This window comes from Pengzhenrongella phosphoraccumulans, from assembly GCF_045689905.1.
GTDB lineage: Bacteria > Actinomycetota > Actinomycetes > Actinomycetales > Cellulomonadaceae > Pengzhenrongella > Pengzhenrongella phosphoraccumulans.
Genome location: NZ_CP144210.1, coordinates 4,122,160 through 4,145,647, shown reverse-complemented (window position 1 = coordinate 4,145,647; position 23,488 = coordinate 4,122,160). Strand labels below are relative to the sequence as shown.

The 23,488-nt window shown below is 71.1% G+C and carries 21 protein-coding genes; 12 read left to right on the top strand and 9 right to left on the bottom strand.

The features are described 5' to 3' along the window. The first annotated feature begins 27 nt into the window (after positions 1-27). The 5 genes from VTA80_RS19135 (at position 28) to VTA80_RS19115 (ending at position 7,855) form a co-directional block, all read left to right on the top strand. Complete coding sequence (locus VTA80_RS19135) at positions 28-3,774, top strand: helix-turn-helix domain-containing protein (protein ID WP_407342662.1); 3,747 nt, start codon at positions 28-30, stop codon at positions 3,772-3,774. Positions 3,775-3,860: 86 nt separating this feature from the next. Continuing rightward, positions 3,861-4,124 (top strand): hypothetical protein, encoded by a 264-nt coding sequence (locus VTA80_RS19130; protein WP_407342661.1) that lies wholly within the window; start codon positions 3,861-3,863, stop codon positions 4,122-4,124. A gap of 66 nt (positions 4,125-4,190) precedes the next feature. After that, positions 4,191-5,879, top strand: coding sequence for a long-chain-fatty-acid--CoA ligase (locus VTA80_RS19125; RefSeq protein WP_407342660.1), 1,689 nt, complete (start codon positions 4,191-4,193; stop codon positions 5,877-5,879). 75 nt (positions 5,880-5,954) lie between these two features. Next, positions 5,955-7,139: a molybdopterin-synthase adenylyltransferase MoeB gene (moeB, locus tag VTA80_RS19120; protein WP_407342659.1), complete on the top strand. Its 1,185-nt coding sequence runs from the start codon at positions 5,955-5,957 to the stop codon at positions 7,137-7,139. A 56-nt stretch (positions 7,140-7,195) separates the two neighbouring features. Further along, positions 7,196-7,855, top strand: a complete 660-nt coding sequence (locus VTA80_RS19115) for a hypothetical protein (protein WP_407342658.1) — start codon at positions 7,196-7,198, stop codon at positions 7,853-7,855. A gap of 24 nt (positions 7,856-7,879) precedes the next feature. Here VTA80_RS19115 and VTA80_RS19110 read toward each other — a convergent pair whose 3' ends face one another. Both VTA80_RS19110 and VTA80_RS19105 read right to left on the bottom strand, forming a co-directional pair. After that, positions 7,880-8,833, bottom strand: coding sequence for an NADH-quinone oxidoreductase subunit I (locus VTA80_RS19110; RefSeq protein ID WP_407342657.1), 954 nt, complete (start codon positions 8,831-8,833; stop codon positions 7,880-7,882). 19 nt (positions 8,834-8,852) lie between these two features. Then, positions 8,853-9,572 carry a molecular chaperone gene (locus tag VTA80_RS19105; protein WP_407342656.1) on the bottom strand — a complete coding sequence of 240 codons (720 nt, stop codon included), beginning with the start codon at positions 9,570-9,572 and terminating at the stop codon, positions 8,853-8,855. A 153-nt stretch (positions 9,573-9,725) separates the two neighbouring features. Between VTA80_RS19105 and VTA80_RS19100 the strand changes: the two genes are divergently transcribed. Both VTA80_RS19100 and VTA80_RS19095 read left to right on the top strand, forming a co-directional pair. After that, positions 9,726-10,046 (top strand): carboxymuconolactone decarboxylase family protein, encoded by a 321-nt coding sequence (locus VTA80_RS19100; RefSeq protein ID WP_407342655.1) that lies wholly within the window; start codon positions 9,726-9,728, stop codon positions 10,044-10,046. Further along, the gene (locus VTA80_RS19095; protein ID WP_407342654.1) at positions 10,043-10,345 is read left to right on the top strand and encodes a DUF6457 domain-containing protein; all 303 of its coding nucleotides are present in this window, start codon (positions 10,043-10,045) and stop codon (positions 10,343-10,345) included. Before VTA80_RS19100 ends, VTA80_RS19095 begins: the two co-directional genes overlap by 4 nt. A gap of 104 nt (positions 10,346-10,449) precedes the next feature. On the opposite strand, the gene VTA80_RS19090 is transcribed toward VTA80_RS19095, so the two are convergent. The 6 genes from VTA80_RS19090 to VTA80_RS19065 form a co-directional block, all read right to left on the bottom strand. Next, complete coding sequence (locus VTA80_RS19090; protein ID WP_407342652.1) at positions 10,450-11,406, bottom strand: dimethyl sulfoxide reductase anchor subunit family protein; 957 nt, start codon at positions 11,404-11,406, stop codon at positions 10,450-10,452. A gap of 3 nt (positions 11,407-11,409) precedes the next feature. After that, on the bottom strand, positions 11,410-12,027 hold the full coding sequence (locus VTA80_RS19085) for a DMSO/selenate family reductase complex B subunit (RefSeq protein WP_407342651.1): 618 nt from the start codon (positions 12,025-12,027) through the stop codon (positions 11,410-11,412). Positions 12,028-12,032: 5 nt separating this feature from the next. After that, positions 12,033-14,492 carry a DMSO/selenate family reductase complex A subunit gene (locus VTA80_RS19080; RefSeq protein ID WP_407342653.1) on the bottom strand — a complete coding sequence of 820 codons (2,460 nt, stop codon included), beginning with the start codon at positions 14,490-14,492 and terminating at the stop codon, positions 12,033-12,035. A 124-nt stretch (positions 14,493-14,616) separates the two neighbouring features. Beyond that, positions 14,617-15,573: a dimethyl sulfoxide reductase anchor subunit family protein gene (locus VTA80_RS19075; RefSeq protein WP_407342652.1), complete on the bottom strand. Its 957-nt coding sequence runs from the start codon at positions 15,571-15,573 to the stop codon at positions 14,617-14,619. 3 nt (positions 15,574-15,576) lie between these two features. After that, positions 15,577-16,194 carry a DMSO/selenate family reductase complex B subunit gene (locus VTA80_RS19070; protein WP_407342651.1) on the bottom strand — a complete coding sequence of 206 codons (618 nt, stop codon included), beginning with the start codon at positions 16,192-16,194 and terminating at the stop codon, positions 15,577-15,579. Between the two features lie 5 nt (positions 16,195-16,199). Next, complete coding sequence (locus tag VTA80_RS19065; RefSeq protein WP_407342650.1) at positions 16,200-18,659, bottom strand: DMSO/selenate family reductase complex A subunit; 2,460 nt, start codon at positions 18,657-18,659, stop codon at positions 16,200-16,202. 162 nt (positions 18,660-18,821) lie between these two features. On the opposite strand from VTA80_RS19065, the gene moaA reads away from it, so the two are divergent. The 5 genes from moaA to VTA80_RS19040 all read left to right on the top strand — a co-directional run bounded on the left by moaA (position 18,822) and on the right by VTA80_RS19040 (position 22,703). Beyond that, positions 18,822-19,949 (top strand): GTP 3',8-cyclase MoaA, encoded by a 1,128-nt coding sequence (moaA, locus tag VTA80_RS19060; protein ID WP_407342649.1) that lies wholly within the window; start codon positions 18,822-18,824, stop codon positions 19,947-19,949. Beyond that, positions 19,946-20,215, top strand: a complete 270-nt coding sequence (locus VTA80_RS19055; RefSeq protein ID WP_407342648.1) for a MoaD/ThiS family protein — start codon at positions 19,946-19,948, stop codon at positions 20,213-20,215. Before moaA ends, VTA80_RS19055 begins: the two co-directional genes overlap by 4 nt. A 7-nt stretch (positions 20,216-20,222) precedes the next feature. Next, positions 20,223-20,843 (top strand): molybdenum cofactor guanylyltransferase, encoded by a 621-nt coding sequence (locus tag VTA80_RS19050; protein WP_407342647.1) that lies wholly within the window; start codon positions 20,223-20,225, stop codon positions 20,841-20,843. Positions 20,844-20,894: 51 nt separating this feature from the next. Beyond that, positions 20,895-21,332 carry an ACT domain-containing protein gene (locus VTA80_RS19045; protein WP_407342646.1) on the top strand — a complete coding sequence of 146 codons (438 nt, stop codon included), beginning with the start codon at positions 20,895-20,897 and terminating at the stop codon, positions 21,330-21,332. 267 nt (positions 21,333-21,599) lie between these two features. Further along, on the top strand, positions 21,600-22,703 hold the full coding sequence (locus VTA80_RS19040; RefSeq protein ID WP_407342645.1) for a VIT1/CCC1 transporter family protein: 1,104 nt from the start codon (positions 21,600-21,602) through the stop codon (positions 22,701-22,703). Positions 22,704-22,709: 6 nt separating this feature from the next. On the opposite strand, the gene VTA80_RS19035 is transcribed toward VTA80_RS19040, so the two are convergent. Then, positions 22,710-23,453 (bottom strand): hypothetical protein, encoded by a 744-nt coding sequence (locus VTA80_RS19035; protein WP_407342644.1) that lies wholly within the window; start codon positions 23,451-23,453, stop codon positions 22,710-22,712. Positions 23,454-23,488: the final 35 nt, after the last annotated feature.

The window sequence follows — 23,488 nt, the reverse complement described above, 5'->3', positions numbered from 1 at the left end:
CGGATGTTGCGCCGAGGAAGGACCCCCGTGCCCGTTGTCGAACGCGGCTACCCCGACCCTGCGATCTTCGCCACCCGCGACGATCTGGCCGGCGCGCTCACCGCGCTGCGGGAGCGGAGCGGGCTCACCGTACGAGACGTCGCGCGGGCGGCCAACCTGCCCGTCGCCACCGCCGGCGGCTACTTCTCCGGTCGCCACCTCCCGGGCCTGTCCACCCTCGACCAGTTCGTGCGTGTCCTGGACCAGCTCGGCCTGCCCGGCAGGGACATCCCGGCCTGGGTCGCGGCGGTGAACCGGCTCCGGCGCGCGCCCGGACCCCGGCCCGCGACCGCCCTCGCCCCCTATCTCGGGCTGGCGGCCTACCAGCCCCAGGACGCGGACCTGTTCTTCGGTCGAGAGCGGCTGACGCAGTCTCTGGTCGCCCGGGTGACCGCCGGACCGTCGACCCCGCTCGTCGTGATCGGGTCCTCGGGCTCGGGCAAGTCGTCGTTGCTCCGCGCGGGGCTCGCCGCGACGCTGCTGGCCCAGGGGCGAGCGGTCGTCGTGACGACTCCCGGCCCGGATCCCTGCGCCACGCTGGCCCGGACGGTTGCGGACGAGGCCGTGGTGAGCGGTGTCGTCCTGGTTGTCGACCAGTTCGAGGAGGTCTTCTCGGCCGACCCCACGGGTGTCGCAGCGCGGTTCGCGGCCGACCTCGCGGCGTTGCACAACGACGGGATCGTCATCGTGCTCGGCCTGCGCGCCGACTTCTTCGACCGCGTGCTCGAGGTCGACCCGCTCGCCCGATGGCTCGCCGTCAACCAGGTGCTGGTCGGCCCGCTGTCGATCGACGCGCTGCGGCGGGTCGTCGTCGAGCCCGCCCGGGTGGCCGGCGTCGAGATCGAGGACTCCCTCGTCGAGGTGCTGGTCGCCGAGGCGAGCGCCGGATCGGCATCCGGCAGCGGGCTCGAGGCGGGCGCGCTCCCCCTGTTGTCGCACGCCCTGTACGTGAGCTGGCTGACCACGCCCGGGCGCCGGTTGACGCTCGCCCAGTACCGCGAGGTCGGCGGCCTCGCCGGCGCGATCGCCCAGACGGCCGAGGCCGTGCACGCCGGTCTCACGCCCGAGCAGCTCGCGGTCGAGGCCCCGACGCTGCTTCGCCTGGTGCACGTGCGCGCCGGCGCAGCAGACACCCGCCGACCCGCCGACCGCGCCGAGTTCGCCTCACCGGCCGAGTCCGGGGTCGTGGCGGCCTACGTCGAGGCGCGGCTGCTGTCCTCCGACCGCGGGCAGATCCAGCTCGCGCACGAGGCTCTGCTCACCGCCTGGCCGCGGCTGCGGTCCTGGCTCGACACCGACCGCGAGGGACTGCGCACCCACAGCCGGCTGACCGAGGCCGTCCAGCAATGGCTGCACGCGGACCGAGACCCAGAGCTGCTGTACCGCGGGGTGGCTCTTGACACCGCGCTCGCGTGGGTCGGCGGCTCGGGCGACGCCGTCGGCCTTGCCACGGTCGAGTCGGAGTTCCTCGACCAGAGCCGGGCCCTGCAGGCGCGACGGGCCGCCGGCCGGCGCCGGTCCACGCATCGTCTGCGCCTCTTCGCGGCGGGCCTCGCCGTGCTTGCCCTGAGCACGGCGGGACTCTCCGGGGTCCTGCTCGCGCAGAATCGCGCCGTCATGCAGGATCGCGACCTCGCCGTCTCGCGCCAGCTCGCGGTCACCGCCCGGGCGCTGGCCGCCACGGACCCGGCCCTCGCGGGGCAGGTCGCGGTCGCGGCGCATCTCACCGCCGACACGGTCGAGGCGCGCACCGCCCTGCTCAGCGCCTCAGGCGGCCAGACCGTGACCCGCATCGTCGCGGTCGACGGCGTCGTCAACTCCCTCGAGGTGAGCCCGGACGGGGCGATCCTCGCGGTGGGCACCGAGGCCGGCCGCGTCCGGCTCTGGTCGACGGGCGACGACCCGCACCAGCTCGCCGACGTGTCCGTCGAGGACACCACGCTGTACGACGTCGCCTTCAGCGCCGACGGCAAGCACCTGGCGACCGCCGGCGACGGCGGCCAGCCCAGCGTCTGGGACGTGACGGACGTCGAGCACCCGGTCGCCGTCACCATCGACGACGCAGGCGTCACCTCGACCCTCTTCGACGTCACCTTCAGCGCCGACGGCGACCTTCTCGTCGCGGCGGCCGCCGACGGCAGCGTCCAGCTCTGGCGGCGCACCGTGGACGACGCCTACGTCCAGGTGTCCTCTCTCGCGGCGTTCGTCGGAACGGTCCAGGCGATCGCCGTGTCCCCGGGCGGGACAGTGCTCGCCGCGGCAGGGTCCGACGGTCTCATCGCGGTGTGGGACGTCACCGATCCGACCGATCCCCTCGTGCTGGCCGCACCCTTCACCGGCGCGGGCGCGAAGATCACCTCCCTGGGCTTCAGCCCGGACGGTGCGACCCTCGCCGCGGGCTCGTCGGACTCCCTGGTCCACCTGTGGGACCTCACGACCCCGGCCGCCCCGGTCGCCGGGCTGGTGCTGACGGGGGCGGCGTCCTGGGTCAACGACGTGGCGTTCAGCAGCGACGGCAGCCTGCTCGCCGCCGCGAGCTCCGACAAACGCCTGTGGGTCTGGCACACGGCCACCGGCACGGTCGCCCAGTCCTTCGCCCACCCGTCCACGCTTCTCACGGGCACCTGGTCGGCCGACGGCCGCAGCCTGTTCACCGGAGCGGCCGACGGCGTCGTGCGGCAGTGGACCTACCCGGGTCCCACCCTCTCGGGGTTCTCGTCGATCCCCGGCCAGGGGGTCTTCGGTGGCACCATGCTGGCGACCAGCACGACGGACGGCGTCCGGTTGTGGGACGCCACCGACCCCGGCAACCCCACGCTGCTCAGCCTCACCGACCCGCCGGGGACGGCCCGCCTCGACGGCGCGGTCGACGTCTCGCAGGCCCTGTCGCTCGTCGTGGCCGGGGATCAGAGCGGCGGCCTGCACTTCTGGGACATCCAGGACCCGACCCACCCGGTCTTCCTCAAGTCGCTGCAGCCGCACAACAACTGGGTCGATGCGGTGACCTTCGACGGCTCGGGCACCCGGCTGGCGGTCGCCTCGGACGACACCTCGATCACGCTGTGGGACCTGTCGCACGGCATCCCGGACGCACCGACCTCGACCCTGGCCGACCTCGGCGGCTTTGTGTACACCGCCTCGTTCTCGCCGGATGCGACGACGCTCGTGGCCTCGGTGCTCTCGGGCGAGGTGCTGCTCGTCGACGTCACCGACCTCGCCGCACCGCGCATGGTGGGCGAGCCGCTCACCGGGCCGGTCGGCTACGTGTACAGCGCGGCCTTCAGCCCGGACGGGCGCACGATCGCCGCGAGCGGGAACGACAAGTCGATCTGGCTGTGGGACGTCACGAACCGCGCCGCGCCGACGCCGCTCGGCCGCCCGTTGCTCTGGGCCGACGGGTACGCGAGCAACGTGGTCTTCAGCCCCGACGCGCTGATGCTGGCGGCCGGGATGACGGACGGCACCGTCCGGCTCTGGGACCTGACCGACCGCAGCGCACCCGTGCGGTGGGCGAGCCTGGAGGGGATCGACGGCACCGTCTACGGGGTCGACTTCTCCCCGGACGGTCGCCACGTCAGCGGCGCCGGCGGTGACCGGACCGTCCAGATCTGGAACACCAGCCTCGACGATGCCCAGGGCGAGATCTGCGCGAGCGCGGCGCGCGGCGTGGCCATCACGGGAAACGAGTGGGACCGGATCGCGGGTGACGTCGCTCGCCCGGACATCTGCGGCTGAGCGCGCTCGTGGCTCGTGGCGATGACCGGACAACTCCGGACGACGAATCCCGGCTTGCGGTGGTCCGAGGATGGCTGAATCAAAGGGTGTCCGCTCCTGCCGCCCAGCTGCCGAGGCGGTCGACCGCCGTCGCGTGGTCCGCAGGGGGGATCACGCGACAACGCCAGGCGGCGGACCGCCGGACCGAGCCGGGCGCCACCCTGGTCGTCAACATCGCCCCTGCCGAGCCGGCACGTCCCGCGCCCGACCTCGACGATTTCCTGCCCGACGACGAGCAGCGACTGCAGCGTCGAGACGCCGTCGTGCACCGACTCGCCCTCGAACGGACCGCGCGGGCGAAGCGGGCGTGAGTCGCGAGGTCCTCCCTCGGGCCGACGTCCTGACCAGCGCCGCCAGGACCGCGGGAGGATGAGGGCATGCCGAACACCGTGTCGCAGCCCTGGGTGAAGAACTACCAGCCGGGCGTCCCTGCCCAGATCGAGCTCCCGACCGAGTCGCTCGTCGCGATGTTCGAGACGTCGGTTGCCGAGGCCGGTGACCACCCGGCGATGGAGTTCTTCGGGCGCCGAACGACGTACACCGAGCTCGGCGAGCAGGTCGACCAGGCGGCCGAGGGCCTGCGCCTGCTCGGCGTGCGAGCCGGCGACCGCGTGGCGCTCATCCTGCCGAACTGTCCCCAGCACGTCGTCGCGTTCTACGCGGTCCTGCGCCTCGGCGCCGTCGTCGTGGAGCACAACCCGCTGTACACCTCGCGTGAGCTGCGCCACCAGTTCGAGAACCACCAGGCCCGCGTCGTGGTGGCCTGGGAGAAGGCGGTCGCCGCCGTCCGGGCCTTCCCCGCCGACATCGAGATCGACCACGTCGTCGCGGTCAACCTCCTGCAGGCGTTCCCGACCCTCAAGCGCCTCGCGCTGCACCTGCCGGTCAAGCGCCTGCGCGAGACCCGCGAGGCGCTGACCTGCGCCGCGCCCGGCACGATCAGCTGGGAGCAGCTCCTCGGCCACGGCCGCATCGACCCGACCCACCCGCGCCCGTCGGTCGACGACCTCGCCGCGATCCAGTACACGTCGGGCACGACCGGCCGACCCAAGGGCGCGATGCTCACCCACTTCAACCTGTACTCCAACGCCCTGCAGGGTGAGGCCTGGATGCACGGCGCCGAGTACCGCAAGGAGATCTTCTACGCGATCCTGCCGATGTTCCACGCCTTCGGCATGACGCTCTCCCTGACCTACGGGATACGCAAGCAGGCCCTGATCGTGCTCTTCCCGAAGTTCGACCCGGGCATGATCCTCGACGCGATGAAGAAGTCGCCCGCGACCGTCTACTGCGCGGTCCCGCCGATCTACGAGCGCACCGCGATGCTCGCCAAGGAGCGGGGCGTCTCGCTGCGCTCGTGCAAGTTCTGCATCTCTGGCGCGATGAACCTGCCGGACCAGGTCGTGGAGCTGTGGGAGTCGGTGTCGGGCGGGCTGCTCGTCGAGGGGTACGGCATGACCGAGTCCTCCCCCGTCGCCCTGGGCAACCCGTTCCACCCGACCCGCCGCACCGGCACGATCGGCGTGCCCTTCCCGTCGACCCTCATGAAGGTCGTCGAGGTGGACGACCCCACCAACGAGGTCGCCCAGGGGCAGCCCGGCGAGCTGCTGCTGAAGGGCCCCCAGGTGTTCCAGGGCTACTGGAACGAGCCCGAGGAGACCGCCAAGACGCTGCTTCCGGACGGCTGGCTGCGCACTGGCGACATCGTGACCGTGGACGAGGACGGGTTCACCACCATCGTCGACCGGGCCAAGGAGCTCATCATCACCGGAGGCTTCAACGTCTCCCCCTCGGAGGTCGAGGCGGTGCTGCGCCTGCACCCGTCCGTGAGCGACGCCGCCGTCGTCGGCAAGCCGCTCGAGCGAGGTGGCGAGATGGTCGTCGCGGCCGTCGAGCTGGAACCGAACGCCGTGCTGGACGAGGCCGCGCTGCGAGCGCACTGCCGCGAGCACCTGGCGGCGTACAAGGTGCCCCGCCGGATCGTGCAGATCACGGACACACCCCGGTCGATGCTCGGCAAGGTGCTGCGCAAGCAGGTGCGCGAGCAGATCCTGCCGTTGGTCTGACCCCGGGCCGCCTCGACCCGGAGCGCGGGTTACCGTGAGCCGACCGGCTCGACCGCTCTTTTCGAGAGGACCGCAATGCCCCTGCCGCCGCTCGTGGAGCCCGGAGCTGAGCTCACCCCAGCCGAGCTCGACCGGTACGCCCGCCACGTCACGTTGCCCGCGCTCGGGTCGCAGGGCCAGCGGCGCCTGAAGAACGCCCGCGTGCTCGTCGTCGGCGCCGGCGGGCTCGGCTCGCCCGTGCTGCTGTACCTCGCCGCCGCCGGGGTCGGCACCCTCGGGATCGTCGACTGCGACGAGGTCGACAGCTCGAACCTCCAGCGCCAGGTGCTGCACTCCACCGCCGATGTGGGTCGACGCAAGACGGCGAGCGCGCGCGACGCCGTCGAGAGGCTCAACCCGCTGATCGACGTCCAGGTGCACGACCTGCGCCTGGACGCGGCCACGGCGCTCGACACCCTGCGGGGGTACGACCTCGTCGTCGACGGCACCGACAACTTCGCGACGCGCTACCTCGTCAACGACGCCTGCGTGCTCCTCGGCCTGCCCCTGGTGTGGGGTTCGATCTACCGGTTCGACGGCCAGACGACGCTCTTCTGGGCCGACCCGCCGGCCGGGCACGGCTACACCGGGGTGCACTACCGCGACGTCTTCCCCGAGCCGCCCGCGCCGGGCACCGTGCCCAGCTGCGCCGAGGGCGGCGTGCTCGGGGTGCTGTGCGGCGCCATCGGCTCGGTCATGGCGAATGAGGCCGTCAAGCTGATCACCGGCATCGGCGAACCCCTCCTCGGCAGGTTCCTCACCTTCGACGCGCTGAGCACCCGCTGGCGCGAGATCCCCGTGCACGCGGACCCGCACCGCGCCCCGATCGGACCGCTCGCGGACATCGCGGTCACGTGCGCCGTGGCGCCCGCGACCCCGGTGGCCGCCGTCGACCTCATCTCCGCCGAGCGGCTCGCGGAGCGGCTCGCCGACCGCGCCCGCGGGACCGACGACTTCGACCTCGTGGACGTGCGCGAGCAGCACGAGCACGACGAGGCCGCCATCCCGGGCGCGCGCCTCGTGCCGCGCGGCGAGTTCCTCGACGGCTCCGCCTGGGACGTCCTGGACCGCGATCGCCCGCTGATCCTGCACTGCCGGTCCGGTGCTCGGTCGGCCGATGTCCTGCCCCTCGCGCACGCCGCCGGCTTCGACGCGGTGCACCTCGAGGGCGGAATCCTCGCCTGGCTGACGGCGTTCGGGCCGGTCGGGCCGCGCGCCTGACCCCAGGGCGCCCGGCCATGCCGGAGTGCGCCCCCGGACGCCCGTACGCTCGGACCATGCTCGACGCCCCCTCGCAGTCCTCGTCGCCCGGAAGCTCGCCCTCCGCACGGACCGACGACGGCCTCGCGGGCTTCACCGCGCACGTCGCGCAGGTCGCCAGGCAGCGCGCCGCGGCGTGGGACGCCTTCGCGGACGTCCTGACGGCGCCCGAGGTGGACACGGTGGTGCGCCTGCGGTCCGGCGAGCTCACCGAGATCTGGCGGGCCGGGGTGAGCTGGGTCGGAGCCGACACCGAGATGTTCACCGCTGCCTTGATGAGCCTGGACGTGTACGCCCGCGCGGCGAGCCGGCGCACCCTCGACTCCGATCACGCCGCCTTCGAGGCCGACCACGCCGCCCTCGTGGCGCCGTACGCGGCCACCCTCGCGAACCTGCGCGCCGTGGCGCGGTCGTGCTCCGCCGAGGCGGCAGCCTGGGCCGACGCCGACCTCGCCCGCGGCAAGGACCTGCGCGCCCACCAGCACGCTCTCGTCGACGAGCACCTCGTCCCGGTCCTGCCCGAGCTCGCCGAACGGCTCGTGGTCGGTGCCCGGTCCGACATCTGGCGGGTGCTCGGCCGGCTCCTGCTCGCGTTCGTCTCGATCGAGACCGGCCGGGACTACCAGCGCGCGCTCCTCGGCGAGGCCCGCGCGAGGCTCCTGCACCCGACCGACTAGCTCGGCACCGGACCGCGCGGATCCTTAGCCGAGCACATCGGCCGGGCCGACGCCGGGCGGGAGGGTCGACCCGAACGGGTGGTGGCGCCGAAAGGTGCAGACCGGGCAGAGCCGCTCGCCCGAGGAGACCGGAAAGCTCGTCGAGCAGCGCGCGCACAGCGCCGTCGTGACGGTCACGACGGGGATCTCGGCGTCGACGAGCAGGCGGTCCCACGCCCAGCGGCCGGCACTCACGAGCACGTGCTCGGGGCACAGGTCGATGCAGCGCGTGCAGCCGTTGCACGCGGCCGGGTCGTGCAGCAGCGTGCTGATCGACACCTGCTCGCCGCCCGGTCCGTGGCGCAGAACGAGCGCACCCGCCGGGCACGCCTGCACGCACACCCCGCACGCCGTGCACCCGCTCGCGGCCAGCCGGAGCGCCGGCGCGGGCACATCGGCCAGCGCCGCCGTCGGCGCCACGAGCGCACGCACGACGGCGACCAGGCGGTCATGCGGGTCGTCCGACAAGGCCGGCAGCTCGTGCACGGTCGCACGCTCCAGTCCGAGGAGCCCGCGGCGCGACACCGGCATGGCGGCGGCGTCGAGGACGGGGCGACGGCGCTCCCGACGGGACCTGCGCCCCCGACGCGGGAGGTCGGTGGGCACGGCCTGCTCGGGCTCCGGACCGGCGTCCACCGTCAGGCGGTCGACCAGGCCCGCCGCGAGCAGGGCGAGGGTCGGGGCGAGGTGCGCACGGACGTCGTCGGACCGTGCGCAGCCGTCCACGCGCACGACCACGCGCGCCGCGCCGAGCAGGAGCAGCTCGAGGAGCTCGTGGGGCGCCACCTCGCTCGCACACCCGGGTAGGCGCACGACCGTCCGCTCCGGCGCCCCGGCGGACGGGTCGGGGTGCTCGGCGCACACCAGCTCCACCAGGACGTCCCCGGCCTGGTGCGACAGCCAGCGCTGCAGCCCACCCAGGGACGACGTCGTGATCATGATCGGGCAGCGGTCATGATCAGGACAGGAACGTGATCTGGGCCTGGCGCAGCGTGCCGATCCCGAGGGCCGCCAGCCCCCGGTAGAAGAACGTCTGGGCGCCGTCGGCGGCCTGGATCAGGCACTGTGGCCCCCAGACCAGCAGGTGTGCGTCGAGGAAGTCCTGGACCCCGACGAGCAGGCGGGTCAGCCCGGGATCGTCGTTCGCATCGACCGCATCCATGGCCCGCACGCAGAGCTCACCGAGGAAGCCGAGCTCGAGCCCGAGGTGGTCGTCCGGCTCCTTGTTCAGCCGCGGCGCGGCGAGCTGGAACTGGGCGTAGGCGGCCCGCACCTGCATGGTCTCCTGGTCGAACACCAGACCCTCGTCGGAGCGGTGCACGGACTCGTAGGGCGGGGCGAGCATCGGGCCGGGCCCGTAGAAGAGCCGGTTGTAGTCGCGGCGGACCAGGGCCTCGTCCTCACCCGCCGCGGCGGACTCGCCCAGGAGCTCCACCCCGCGGCGGCAGTCGGGGTCGTCGGGCAGCGGCCACTCGGCGAGCAGCTCGGGTGCCCGCACCCGGTCCAGAACCGCCCCGCTCGAGGACGTGACCAGCAGTCCCGACAGCGCGGTGAAGGCGCCGGCGAACCGGTCGAGGGTGGGGGCCAGGCCACTGCGGTCCCCGAGCAATGCTGCCAGCGCGGCATCGGCCGGCCGCACAGCTCGCTCCGGCGTCGAGGAATCGGTCGTGTTCGTCATGCGTGGTCCTCTCTCCTGGCGGGCAATCCGCCGACAGCACTGCAGTCCATGGTCCCTGATCCCGGCGAGTGCTCGGCGGGACCGGGCCCCGGTCGGGCCTCGGCGGGCGACACCGGAGATGTGTCACGATGCCGACGGACAAAGGAGCCTTCCATGCATGAGCATCTGCCCGACATCTACGTGAGTTTCCGTGACCGATTCCGCGAGGTCGCCGCACAGCAGGACGCGCTGGCCGTCGCGGTCGATGCGGCCGGACCGCTCGACGCGAAGACCATGCGCCTGGTCAAGCTGGGCGTCGCGGTCGGCGCCCAGGCGGAGGGGCCCGTCCGGTCGAACGTGCGCAAGGCGCTCGACGCCGGTGCGACCGTGGCCGAGATCGAGCAGGTGATCCTGCTCGGCCTGACCACCCGAGGCTTCCCTGCCGTCGTGGCGGCCTGGCAGTGGATGAACGACGTCGTGGGGGAATCCCGATGAGCGCCGACGAGTCCGACAAGATGGCGGTCATGGACCGCTGGCTCGGCGAGGTCTGCGTCGAGCTCGGTGTCGACCGATCCGTCCTGGACGCGAACACGGTCGCGATGCTCGCTCTGATCAAGTCCGTCGCGCACGGCCCCTCACGCCCCGGGGCGCCGATGACGGCGTTCCTCATCGGCCTGGCCGCCGGTGCCGCAGCCCCCACCCCCGCCGCCCAGACCACGGGCGTGGCCGACAACATCGGCAAGGTGAACCACCTGATCTCCACCTGGACCCCGGACCCCCTCCCCACCCCCTAACCCGCTCCCGCGAACTCGGAGGTTTGCCTCGAACTCGGACACCACGGTGTCCTAGTTCGAGGCAAACCTCCTAGTTCAGCGGGGGTTGGTCGCTGGTGCTTGGGTTACATGCCGATGCGGAGCATGGAGTCGTAGAACAGGGAACGGCCGATGAGCTCGCCGGCCAGGACGAGCACGAACGCGCTCCCGGCCAGCACGGCCAGGGTCCGCGGGTTGGCCCGGGTCGTGGCATACCGGAACAAGTTCACCGCGACCAGACCCGCACCCGCGAAGACCAGCACGAGCCGGGCGATGAACCACCCACCGGTGAACACCGCCGCGGACTGCGCCGCGACCCCACCCGCAGCCGACATCGACGAGATCGACAACGGGATGATCAAGAACTCCACCCCGAGCAGCGCGACCGCCGAGACGCCCACCCCCTTCAAGCACGCCGAGAGCAGCTCGCTCGTGGCGGCCACGTCCGCGACCACCACCGGCTCGGGACGATCCGTGGTGACCGGCGCGGTCGCGGCGCGGTGCCGAGCCCACATCACCGCCCCGGTCAACGCCGCACCCACCGCGAGAGTGCCCAACAAGAACGTCGTGGTGAAGAACTGCGCCGGCGTCGCCCACGTGTGCCACGCCGGGACCGTCACGAGCGTGTAGTAGATCATCGACATCGACGTCACCAGACCCAGGCCCACCACCGCGGTCAGCGCAGCCAGGCCCTGCCGCAACCGGACCGACCCCCACTTGCGGTACTGCGCCGCAGCGAACACGAACCCCAGCCCCGCGAACACGACCCCGAACACGATCTCCCGGCTCAACCACGACGAGCCCAGGTGACGGAACACGTTCAACGTGTTCATCACATCGTTCATGTGCAGCATCGACGCGCCCAGACCCAGCACCAGCGCCGGCCCGATCGCATACAACGCCGGATCGGTGACCTTGTCGACCGCCGCCGCACCAAAACGCCGCGCCGCGAAGACCTGCACGACCCCCAGCACGACGAACGCGCCCACACTCATCTGGCCGAGCACGGTAAAGATGATCATCGGCAGCTCATGGGTGTTCATGGCTCAGAGCTCCTCAGGGTTGGCCAGCGACCCGGTACCAGTACCGGTGGGTTGCGCATCACGATGCGGGGTGATCACCAGACGCGGCCGCGTGATCGCCGGATCAGGCAACGGCTCCACCCCCGCCAACGTGCCGTGCTCCGCACGCAGGTCCTCGATCGGACCCCACCCCAACGCCCGCGACGGGCACGCCGCCACGCACGCCGGATCCTCACCCTGCGCCCGGTAGTCCGCACACATGTCGCACTTGGTCATGTGCCCCGTGGCCGGGTTGAACTGCGGCGCCGAGTACGGGCACGCCCACTCGCAATACCGGCACCCCACGCACTTGTCATCGTTGACCGTCACGATCCCGTCCGGACCCTGCGTCATCGCCGTGGTCGGACACACCCGCACACAGATCGGGTCCTCGCAGTGGTTGCACGCGATCGACGTGTAGTACGAGAACACATTCGGCACGAACGTGTCCCCATCACGCTGCCACGTCCCCCCCGAGTACTCCGCCACCCGACGCCACGACACCCCCACCGGCAGATCGTTCTTGTCCTTGCACGCCACCGAGCACGCCTTGCACCCGTTGCACAACGTCTGATCAAAATGAAAACCGAGCTTGGAAGCCATGTCCGTCAAACCTTCTCAACCTGAACGAGCGTGGTGTGCTGAGCGTTGCCCTTGCTGATGGGCGAGGGGTGCCAGCTGGTCAGGGTGTTCATCGAGCCGCCGACGTCGACGCCCTGGGCGTTCGGCGAGTACCAGGCCCCCTGCGGCACGGACATCACTCCGGGCGCGATGCGGGTGGTGACACGTGCGGGGAGCTCGATGCGGCCGCGGTCGTTGAACACCTGGACGAGGTCGTCGTTGGTGATCCCGCGCGCTGCCGCATCCAGGGTGTTGATCCACACCCGTTGCGGGTGCGCCTCCTGCATCCAGGCCACGTTCCCGTACGTCGAGTGCGTGCGCTGCTTGTAGTGGTGCCCGATGCACTGCAGCGGGTACTTCTTGTCGGTGCGCGCCGCCTCGGCGCCCTCCCACGTCGCGATGTACTCCGGCAGCGCGGTGATCTTGTCGCCCTCGGGCAGCGTCCACGTCTGGGCGATCTGCCACAGCCGTTCGGAGAAGATCTCGATCTTGCCCGACGGCGTCTCGAGCGGGTTCGCCACGGGGTCCGCCCGGAAGTCCACCAGCGCGATGTTGCCGCTGCCGGCCGGGTTCGCCTGCTTCCAGACGCCCATCTCGCGCAGCGCCTTGAACCCCGGGAGCCCGGGAACGTCGGCCTGGGACTCCTCCACGGTCTGGCGGACCCAGTCCTCCTGGCTCTTGCCCTCGGTGAACTGCTTCTCGACGCCGAGCCGGCGCGCGAGCTCGGTGCACATCTCGTAGATGGTCTTGCAGTCGTACAGCGGCTCGATGACCTTGTCGGCCACGATGGTGTACCCCATGCTGCCCGCGCTGCCCTGCTGGATGATGTCGAGCTGCTCGGCGTTGGACACGTCCGGCAGCAGGATGTCGGCATACCGCGCGGAGACGGTCATCTGGTTGTCGATCACGACGATCATCTCGCAGAGCGAGTCGTCCGCCAGAAGCTTGGCCGTGCGGTTGATGTCACCGTGCTGGTTGGTCAGCGCGTTGCCCGCGTACTGCCAGACCATCTTGATCGGGACGTCGAGCTTGTCCTTGCCGCGCACGCCGTCGGCCAGCGCGGTCATCTCCTCACCACGCTCGATCGCGTCGGTCCAGGAGAACACCGAGATCGCGGTCTCGACCGGGTTCACGGTGACGAACGGGTTGGCCATCGCGAGCCCGTACGAGCTCTCGCGCTCGCCGGTCCCGCCGCCGGTCACGCCGATGCTGCCGGTGAGGGCCGCGAGGGTGAAGATCGCGCGGGCCTGGTTCTCGCCGTTGGCGTGCCGCTGCGGACCCCAGCCCTGGGTGATGTGGACGGGGTGCGCCGAGCCGATCTCGCGCGCCAGGCGGGTGATCGACGCGGCGGGGACGCCGGTGATGCCGGCCGCCCACTCGGCTGTCTTCGCGACGCCGTCGGGCCCGTCTCCGAGCAGATAGCTCGTGTAGGAGCTGCCCGCGGGCACGCCGGCAGGCATGTGTGCCTCGTCGAAGCCGACGCAGTACGTATCCAGGAATGCCTGGTCGTGGAGGTTCTCGGCGACCATGACGTACGCGATGCCGGCGACCAGGGCGGCATCCGTGCCGGGCCGCAGGGGAACCCACTCGTCGGCGATCCCGAGCGCGGTCTCGGAGTAGCGGGGATCCACGACGAGGGTGCGCACGTTGTGCAGCTTCTTCGTCTGCTGCGTCACGAACGTCTCGCCACCGCCGCTCATGCGGGTCTCGAGCGGGTTGTTCCCGAACAGGATCTGGAGCTGGGCGTTCTTGGCGTCGTCGAGGCTGTTCGAGCCGATCCACCCGCCGTACTGGTAGGTCGCGGCCCCGGCGATCTGCGCCGAGCTGTAGTCGCCGTAGTGGTTGAGGTACCCACCGACGCAGTTCATCAGGCGGGCGACGGGGGTGTCGCTCGGCGGCCAGCTCCGCGTGACGGTCCCGCCGAGCGTGCCCGTGCCGTAGTTGAGGTAGATGGACTCGTTGCCGTAGTCCGTGATGAGGCGGGTGACCGTGGCGGCGATCTCGTCGAACGCCTGCTCCCAGGTGATCTCCTTGAACTCGCCCGACCCGCGCTTGCCGACCCGCTTCATCGGGGACTTCAGCCGGTCGGGGTTGTAGATCCGCTGGCGGATCGACCGGCCGCGCACGCACGCACGGATCTGCTGCGTCCCGATCTCGTCACCGCCGGTGTTGTCCGGCAGGACGCGCACGATCCGCCCGTCCTTGACCTGCATCCGCAGGGGGCACCGCGAACCACAGTTGACGTTGCACGACGACCACACCGTGCGGTCGACGTCCAACCCGCCGGACGCCGTGACGGCGTTCTCAGGCCCGACGCCGGGCAGGACCCCGAGGTGCGCACCCGAGGTGACCAACGCGGCTGCTCCCCCGGCAACGCCCGACCACTTGAGGAAGGAACGGCGGGGCATCCCGCCCGTGGTGGGGGCATCCATCGTTGGAGCGGTCATCGTCGTCCTCTCGGGCACAGCAGCTGATCATGAACTTCCCCCATGCTCGTCGGCTGCCGCGCCCGTCTGCGGGCCTTTGGTCCTACTAAAGACCTCAGAGGTCCGCCTGTTGTTGGTGCTCTTGTTACATGCCGATGCGGAGCATGGAGTCGTAGAACAGGGAACGGCCGATGAGCTCGCCGGCCAGGACGAGCACGAACGCGCTCCCGGCCAGCACGGCCAGGGTCCGGGGGTTGGCCCGGGTCGTGGCATACCGGAACAAGTTCACCGCGACCAGACCCGCACCCGCGAAGACCAGCACGAGCCGGGCGATGAACCACCCACCGGTGAACACCGCCGCGGACTGCGCCGCGACCCCACCCGCGGCCGACATCGACGAGATCGACAACGGGATGATCAAGAACTCCACCCCGAGCAGCGCGACCGCCGAGACGCCCACCCCCTTCAAGCACGCCGAGAGCAGCTCGCTCGTGGCGGCCACGTCCGCGACCACCACCGGCTCGGGACGATCCGTGGTGACCGGCGCGGTCGCGGCCCGGTGCCGAGCCCACATCACCGCCCCGGTCAACGCCGCACCCACCGCGAGAGTGCCCAACAAGAACGTCGTGGTGAAGAACTGCGCCGGCGTCGCCCACGTGTGCCACGCCGGGACCGTCACGAGCGTGTAGTAGATCATCGACATCGACGTCACCAGACCCAGGCCCACCACCGCGGTCAGCGCAGCCAGGCCCTGCCGCAACCGGACCGACCCCCACTTGCGGTACTGCGCCGCGGCGAACACGAACCCCAGCCCCGCGAACACGACCCCGAACACGATCTCCCGGCTCAACCACGACGAGCCCAGGTGACGGAACACGTTCAACGTGTTCATCACATCGTTCATGTGCAGCATCGACGCGCCCAGACCCAGCACCAGCGCCGGCCCGATCGCATACAACGCCGGGTCGGTGACCTTGTCGACCGCCGCCGCACCAAAACGCCGCGCCGCGAAGACCTGCACGACCCCCAGCACGACGAACGCGCCCACACTCATCTGGCCGAGCACGGTAAAGATGATCATCGGCAGCTCATGGGTGTTCATGGCTCAGAGCTCCTCAGGGTTGGCCAGCGACCCGGTACCAGTACCGGTGGGTTGCGCATCACGATGCGGGGTGATCACCAGACGCGGCCGCGTGATCGCCGGATCAGGCAACGGCTCCACCCCCGCCAACGTGCCGTGCTCCGCACGCAGGTCCTCGATCGGACCCCACCCCAACGCCCGCGACGGGCACGCCGCCACGCACGCCGGATCCTCACCCTGCGCCCGGTAGTCCGCACACATGTCGCACTTGGTCATGTGCCCCGTGGCCGGGTTGAACTGCGGCGCCGAGTACGGGCACGCCCACTCGCAATACCGGCACCCCACGCACTTGTCATCGTTGACCGTCACGATCCCGTCCGGACCCTGCGTCATCGCCGTGGTCGGACACACCCGCACACAGATCGGGTCCTCGCAGTGGTTGCACGCGATCGACGTGTAGTACGAGAACACATTCGGCACGAACGTGTCCCCATCACGCTGCCACGTCCCCCCCGAGTACTCCGCCACCCGACGCCACGACACCCCCACCGGCAGATCGTTCTTGTCCTTGCACGCCACCGAGCACGCCTTGCACCCGTTGCACAACGTCTGATCAAAATGAAAACCGAGCTTGGAAGCCATGTCCGTCAAACCTTCTCAACCTGAACGAGCGTGGTGTGCTGACCGTTGCCCTTGCTCAGCGGGGTGGGGTGGATGTTCGTCAGGGTGTTGACGGCGCCGCCGACATCGACGCCCTGGGCGTCGGGGTTGAACCAGGCGCCCTGCGGCACCGACATCACCCCGGGAAGGATGCGGGCGGTCACCTTGGCAGGGATCCGGATCCGGCCGCGGTCGTTGAACACCTCGACCACGTCGTCGTTGACGATCCCGCGCGCCGCCGCGTCCAGCGTGTTGATCCACACCTTCTGCGGGTGCGCCTCCTTGAGCCACGCGACGTTCCCGTACGTCGAGTGCGTCCGCGCCTTGTAGTGGTGCCCGATGCACTGCAACGGGTACTTCTTGTTGGTCCGCGCCTCGACCGCACCTTCCCACGTGTCGACGTGCTCGGGCAGGGCCGTGAGCTTGTCGCCGGGGCCCGGGTTGTCGAACTCCCAGGTCTGGGTCATCTCCCAGAGCTCGGAGGAGAAGATCTCGATCTTGCCCGACGGCGTCTCGAGCGGGTTCGCCACGGGGTCCGCCCGGAACTCCTTCAGGGGGATGGTCGGGCCCTGGGGATCCTTGTACCGATAGACCCCCTGCTCGCGGAGCTGGTCGAACTCGGGGAAGTCGGGGTGCTCGGCACGTGTCTGGTCATGCAGCCAGCGCACCCACTCCTCCTCGGTGCGTCCCTCCGTGAACTCCGCCTCGATGCCGAGCTTCTTGGCGATGCCGGTGCAGATGTCGTACGAGGGCATCGAGTTGAACAGCGGCTCGATCGCCTTCTCGCACATGATCACGTACGCGGTGTCACCGGTGTACTCGCTCGGCGCCATGTCCCAGCGCTCGGCCGTCGTCGTGTCCGGCAGGATGAGGTCGGCCATCTTCGCCGAGGCGGTCATCTGGTTGTCGACCACGACGATGAACTCGCACAGCGACTCGTCCTTGAGGATCTCGCGGGTGCGGTTGATGTCGGCGTGCTGGCTGGAGAGCATGTTGCCGGCGTAGGCGAGCATGAACTTGATGCCGACGTCGAGCTTGTCCTTGCCACGTACCCCGTCGCGCAGCTTGGTCAGCTCGGCACCCCGCTCGATCGCGTCGGTCCAGCCGAACACCGAGATCTGAGCCTTGACCGGATTCTTGCCATCGGGGAACCACTCGGACACAGGCCAGTAGTAGCCCTCGCGTCCGCCGGTGCCACCTCCGGGGATGCCGACGTTTCCCGTGACCGCGGCGAGCGTGTAGATCGCCCGTGCCTGGTTCTCCCCGTTGGCGTGCCGCTGCGGGCCCCAGCCTTGCGCGATGTTGACCGGTCCTGCCAGCGCGATCTGACGTGCCACCCGCACGATCGCGTCGGCGGGGACCCCGGTGATCGAGGCGGCCCACGCAGGGGTCTTCTCGACGCCGTCGGCCCCCTCGCCCATGACGTAGCTCCGGTAGGAGTTGCCCGCAGGTACCCCCGCGGGCATGTGCGCCTCGTCGAAGCCCTGGCAGTACGTGTCCAAAAACGCCTGGTCGTGCAGGTCCTCGGACACCATCACGTGCACCATCGCGGCCACGAGCGCGGCGTCGGTGCCGGGCCGCGGCGCGAGCCACTCGTCCGCGAGGGTCACCACCGAGTCGGACTGGCGCGGGTCGATCACGATGATCTTGACGCCGGCCTTCTTCTTGGCCCACATCGAGGTGAACAGCACCCCGCCGCCGCTCATGCGCGTCTCCTGCGGGTTGTTCCCCCACAGCACGATCAGCTTCGAGTTCTCCGCGCTGTCCTCGAAGCTGTTGCCCATCTGCTCGTCCGGGTTCCCGTAGTGGAAGCGGGTGCACGTGCCGATCTGGGCGTAGCTGTAGTTGCCGTAGTAGCCGAGGAAGCCGCCCATGAGGTTGAGAAGTCGTTTCCAGCCGCCACTGGTCGAGAGCAGCCCGTTCCAGGTCCCCGAGCCGTACTGCTTGTAGATCGCCTCGTTGCCGTACGTCTTGATCGTGTACTTCAGCTTGTCGGCAAAGAGCGTGAACGCCTCGTCCCAGGTGATCTCTTCGAACTCACCGGAACCGCGCTTGCCGACCCGCTTGAGCGGGGCCTTGAGCCGGTCGGGGTTGTAGATCCGCTGGCGCATCGACCGCCCGCGCACGCACGCCCGGATCTGCTGCGACCCGAGCTCGTTGTCGCCGGTGCTGTCGGGCAGCACGCGCACGATCGTGCCGTCCTTGACCTGCAGCCGCAGCGGGCACCGCGAGCCGCAGTTGATGATGCAGGCCGACCAGGTGGTCCGATCGACGTCGAGCCCGCCGGACGTCGTGACGGCGTTCTGCGCGCCGACCCCGGGCAGGACCCCGAGGTGAGCGCCGGAGGTCACCAGCGCGGCCGCTCCCCCGGCGACCCCCGACCACTTGAGGAACGACCTCCGCGGCACGCCTGGGGCTGTAGGTGCTTCCATCATTGGAGCGGTCATCGTGCGTCCTTCCGGGGCCCAGCAAGTGATCGAGAACTCCTTCAATGCTGGCTCGCCGTCACGTCCACCCCTGGGTCAATGGTCCTACTAATGAAGGCCAACCTCACCCGGGGGACCTTTCGACAGGATCTGGGGCCGGCAGCCGACGCCTATCCTGTCGGCGTGACCAAAGTCCTCCTCGCGCCCCCGACCTGGCGCAGCGCCACCCCCCGAGGCAACGGGGCCGACGACGACGCCCCGGTTCCCGACGTCCGCCCCGACGTCCCCGGGCTGATCGACCAGCACGGCCGGGTCGCCACGGACCTGCGTGTCTCCCTGACCGATCGCTGCAACCTGCGCTGCACGTACTGCATGCCCGCCGAGGGCCAGCGGGGGCTCGCACCGAAGAACGTGCTCACCGACGACGAGATCATCCGGCTCGTGACGATCGCGGTGCGCGACCTCGGCATCCGCGAGGTCCGGTTCACCGGTGGCGAGCCCCTGCTGCGCAAGGGCCTGGAGCGCATCGTGGCCGCGACGGCCAACCTGCGTCTGGCCGACGGCGGCCGACCGGAGACCTCGCTGACCACCAACGGACTGGGCCTGCGCCGCCGGGCAGCAGGCCTCGCGCAGGCCGGTCTGACGCGGGTCAACGTGTCGCTCGACACCCTCGACCGCGCCCGCTACGCGACCCTGACCCGCCGGGATCGCCTGGACGCGGTGCTCGCAGGGCTGGCGGCCGCGGACGCCGCAGGCCTGCGGCCGGTGAAGATCAACACCGTGCTGATGCGTGGCGTCAACGACCACGAGGCCGTTGCGCTGCTGACCTGGGCGCTCGAGCACGCCTACGAGCTGCGCTTCATCGAGCAGATGCCGCTCGGCCCCGCCGACGCCTGGCACCTCGCCGACATGGTCACGGCGGACGAGATCCTCGCGTCGCTGCGCGCCGTGTTCACGCTGACCGATCCGGCCCCGACGAGCCGCGGCGCGGCACCCGCGCAGACCTGGGTCGTCGGGGACGGTGGGACCGGTGCCGCCGGGCTGCGTGGGACGGTCGGCATCGTCGCCTCGGTCACGCGCCCGTTCTGCGGCGACTGCGACCGGGTCCGCCTCACCGCGGATGGTCGACTTCGCGACTGCCTGTTCGCCCAGGGCGAGACCGACCTCATCGGTCGGCTCCGATCGGGCGCGACCGACGGTGAGATCGCCGAAACCTGGCGCCGTGCGATGTGGGAGAAGCTGCCCCGGCACCGCATCACCCTGCCCGGGTTCGTCCAGCCGAACCGCCCCATGAGCGCGATCGGGGGATGACCGTGCAAGACGACGTCGTCGTGACCATCCGCTACTTCGCGGGCGCCGCCGCGGCCGCCGGCCTGGAGGAGGAGCGAGTGACGCTCCCGCCCGGCGCCACGGTCGCCGACGCCCTCGCGGGGGCGGGCGCTCGCCGTGGCCCCGCGCTCGCCCGAGTGATCGCCGCGAGCAGCGTGCTCGTGGACGGGGTCCACCACCGCACCGGGGACGCCGCCCTCGTGGGCGGGGCGACCCTTGACGTCCTCCCGCCGTTCGCGGGCGGATGACCCTCCCGTGACCGACGAGTCAGGGCGGGCCGACGCTGGTCTCCGTACACCGGGTCCCCGGGTCGGTGTCATCATCCCCGCAGGCGGCACCGCGCACCGCCTGGACGGGGTCGACAAACCGGCCCTGGCCGTCGGCGGTCGCACGATCCTCGAACGACTGGTCGCCGACCTCCAGCCGCTGCCGGTGGCCGTCGTCGGGCCCCGACCGGACGGCGCCGACTGGCCCGGCGTCGTGTGGTGCCGCGAGGACCCGCCCGGGGGTGGACCCGCCGCCGCGGTGGCCGCGGGACTGGCCCGGCTGGAGGGGTGCGACGTCGTGGTCGCCATCGCCGGCGACCAGCCGTTCGCCGCCTCCGCCGTCCCCCGGCTGCTGCGTGCCCTTGCCCTCGACCCCACTGCCGAGGTGGCGCTCGGGGTCGATGGCGAGTCCCGGGACCAGCCGCTGCTCGCCGCCTACCGCGCCGATCCGCTGCGGGCACGGCTGAGCGGACCGGTCGACGGCCTGCCGATGCGCCGGCTCTCCGCCGGGCTGCGGATCGTCCGGGTGCCGCTGTCACGACCCGAGGCGCTCGACGTCGACGACGCGGCCGACCTCGCCGAGGCGCGCCGGATCGCGCCGACGACCTGAATCGGGCGCGTTGCTGACCCCGTCGCCATCCCCACCCGGAAAGGCTCTGCTGTGACCGCAGTGCACGACCTCACCGAGATGCTCGGCCGGATGCACCCAGCCCGCCGGCCCGGGTCCTTCGTCTTCGTCACCGTGACGGAGCCGCCCGCACCGACGCTCCACCCGGTCATGACGTTCACCGAGGACGAGGGCCGCACCCTCATCCTGCCGAGGCACGAGGCCGACGACGCCCGGCTGCCGTACGAGCTCGTGCTCGCATGGATCACGCTGACCGTCCACAGCGCGCTCGCCGGCGTCGGGCTCACCGCCGCGGTGAGCGGCGCCCTGGCCGACGCGGGCATCAGCTGCAACGTGGTCGCCGCCACGTTCCACGACCACCTCTTCGTCCCGGTGGGGTCCGCGGACGACGCCGTCCGGGTCCTGACCGAGCTCTCCGCCCGGCACCGTACGGCGGCCGAGCGGGACGCAGCGGACGCCGCGTCCGAGTGACGCGCGGCGCGCGCGCCCGACGGCGTGTTTGCGACCGCAGGCGCGCGTCGGGTACCTTTCGCGGCGAAGGGGAGTAGTTCCCACCGTCGTGCGTCGCGTCGAGCACAGCCGGTGGAGGTGTGTCGACACACCGGCCTCACGGCCCGGTGCACCACCCGCGAGTCGGGCGAACGAGACCTTCGGCCATATTCCCAGGCGTCGCTGTGCGATGCCTGCTGGCCGAAGGCCCTGCCGGGTCCTCGGCCGGAAACGACCGCAGGAGCACCCGTGCCAGCACCCGTCAACACCCCTGCCACCCCGGGCCCGAACCCGCGCGACGTGCGCCGGTGGCGCCAGTACCTCGCCGACGAGCGAGCCGAGGCCGCGGTCTACCGCGAGCTCGCCGCCCGCCGCACGGGGAGCTCCCAGGAGATCCTGCTGTCGCTCGCCGAGGCCGAAGGCCGCCACGAGGCGCACTGGCTCGCCCTGCTGGGCGACCAGGTCGGCAAGCCCCGCCGCGGCGATGTGCGCACGCGGGTGCTCGGCTTCCTCGCCCGGCACTTCGGCTCGGTGTTCGTCCTCGCCCTGGCCCAGCGCGCCGAGGGACGGTCGCCGTACGCCACGGACGCCCACGCGACCGAGGCGATGGCCGCCGACGAACGCATCCACGAAGAGGTCGTGCGCGGCCTGGCTGCGCGCGGTCGGAACCGCCTGTCGGGCACCTTCCGCGCGGCCGTCTTCGGCGCGAACGACGGCCTGGTCAGCAACCTGGCCCTGGTCCTCGGCATCAGTGCCGCCGGTGTCTCGAACGCGACGGTGCTCCTGACCGGCCTGTCTGGCCTGCTCGCCGGCGCCCTGTCGATGGGTGCCGGGGAGTACGTGTCCGTGCGCTCGCAGCGTGAGCTGCTCGAGGCCTCCTCCCCCGACCCCGACACCCACACCGCGCTGCCGCATCTCGACGTCGACGCCAACGAGCTCGCACTCGTCTACCGGGCCCGCGGCATGACGGCGGCCGAGGCGGAGGCGCACGCCAGCGAGGTCATGCGCAATCGCGACGACGTGCCGACGGCACCGACCAGCGCGGCCGCCCCCGTGATCGACGCCCACGAGGCCGTCGGCACCGGGCTCGGGGCCGCCGTGTCGAGCTTCAGCTTCTTCGCCTCGGGCGCCATCATCCCGGTCCTGCCGTACCTCTTCGGGCTCCAGGGGGCAACCGCCCTGATCACGGCCTCCGTGCTGGTCGGGCTCGCGCTGCTCACCACGGGCGCGATCGTCGGCCTGCTCTCCGGCGGGCCGCCGCTCAAACGCGCACTGCGGCAGATCGCCATCGGCTACGGCGCGGCCGGCGCCACCTACCTGCTCGGGCTGCTGTTCGGCACGAGCATCAGCTGACCGGGTCTAACCGACGCGCCCACCGGAGAACACGTCGCGCAGCCGTTCGCGACGTGCCTCGTAGGCCGACCCGAACCGCGCGCGCGACTTTGCCGCCTTGGCCTCGCCGTAGAACCGCTTCGCCCAGAACGATTCCGGCTTGGCAACCCGGACCGCACCGACCAACGCGAGGATCGGGACGAAGAACCCCACGAGTCCGTAGACGAGCTTGCCCTTGAGCAGGCACACCACCGTGTAGGTGACGTGCAGCACCACGATCGGGATGAGGACGGCCAGCCCGTCGGACGCCAACGCGTCGGAGGTCAGCCCGGCCGGGGTCGCGCCGATGAGCAGGGCAACGCCCAGCACGGAGGCAACCATGACCGCGTCGATCGACTTGCGGCCCTCCTCGGTCCAGTAGACATCCTCCAGGTGGAGCCAGAGCGCGAACTCGTCCAGCGCCAGGGCAGCTCCCGCGCCGAAGAGCGCCGCGAGGACCTCTAGCCCGGGCGAGTCCGGACGGAAGCGGAATTCAAGCAGGCCGGAGGTGAGGGCGAGGAGGATCCCCCAGACCTGGTGGTGGATGTGGACGCCACCGATGTGCACGTCCTTGACCGCGCCACCCTGAGGCGTGTCTCCGCGTGCAGCGCGTGCGCGAATCGTGCGGGTGATGTGCCGCGTGGCGGCGTACGTCACCAGGAAGCTGATCATCAACCAGAGCGCGCCTGACCGTCCCGTGGCGACAAACTCCCTCTGGTACCAGTCCGCCATGGGCCGAGACTAGTGAGCCGGGCACGCTCGCGCCC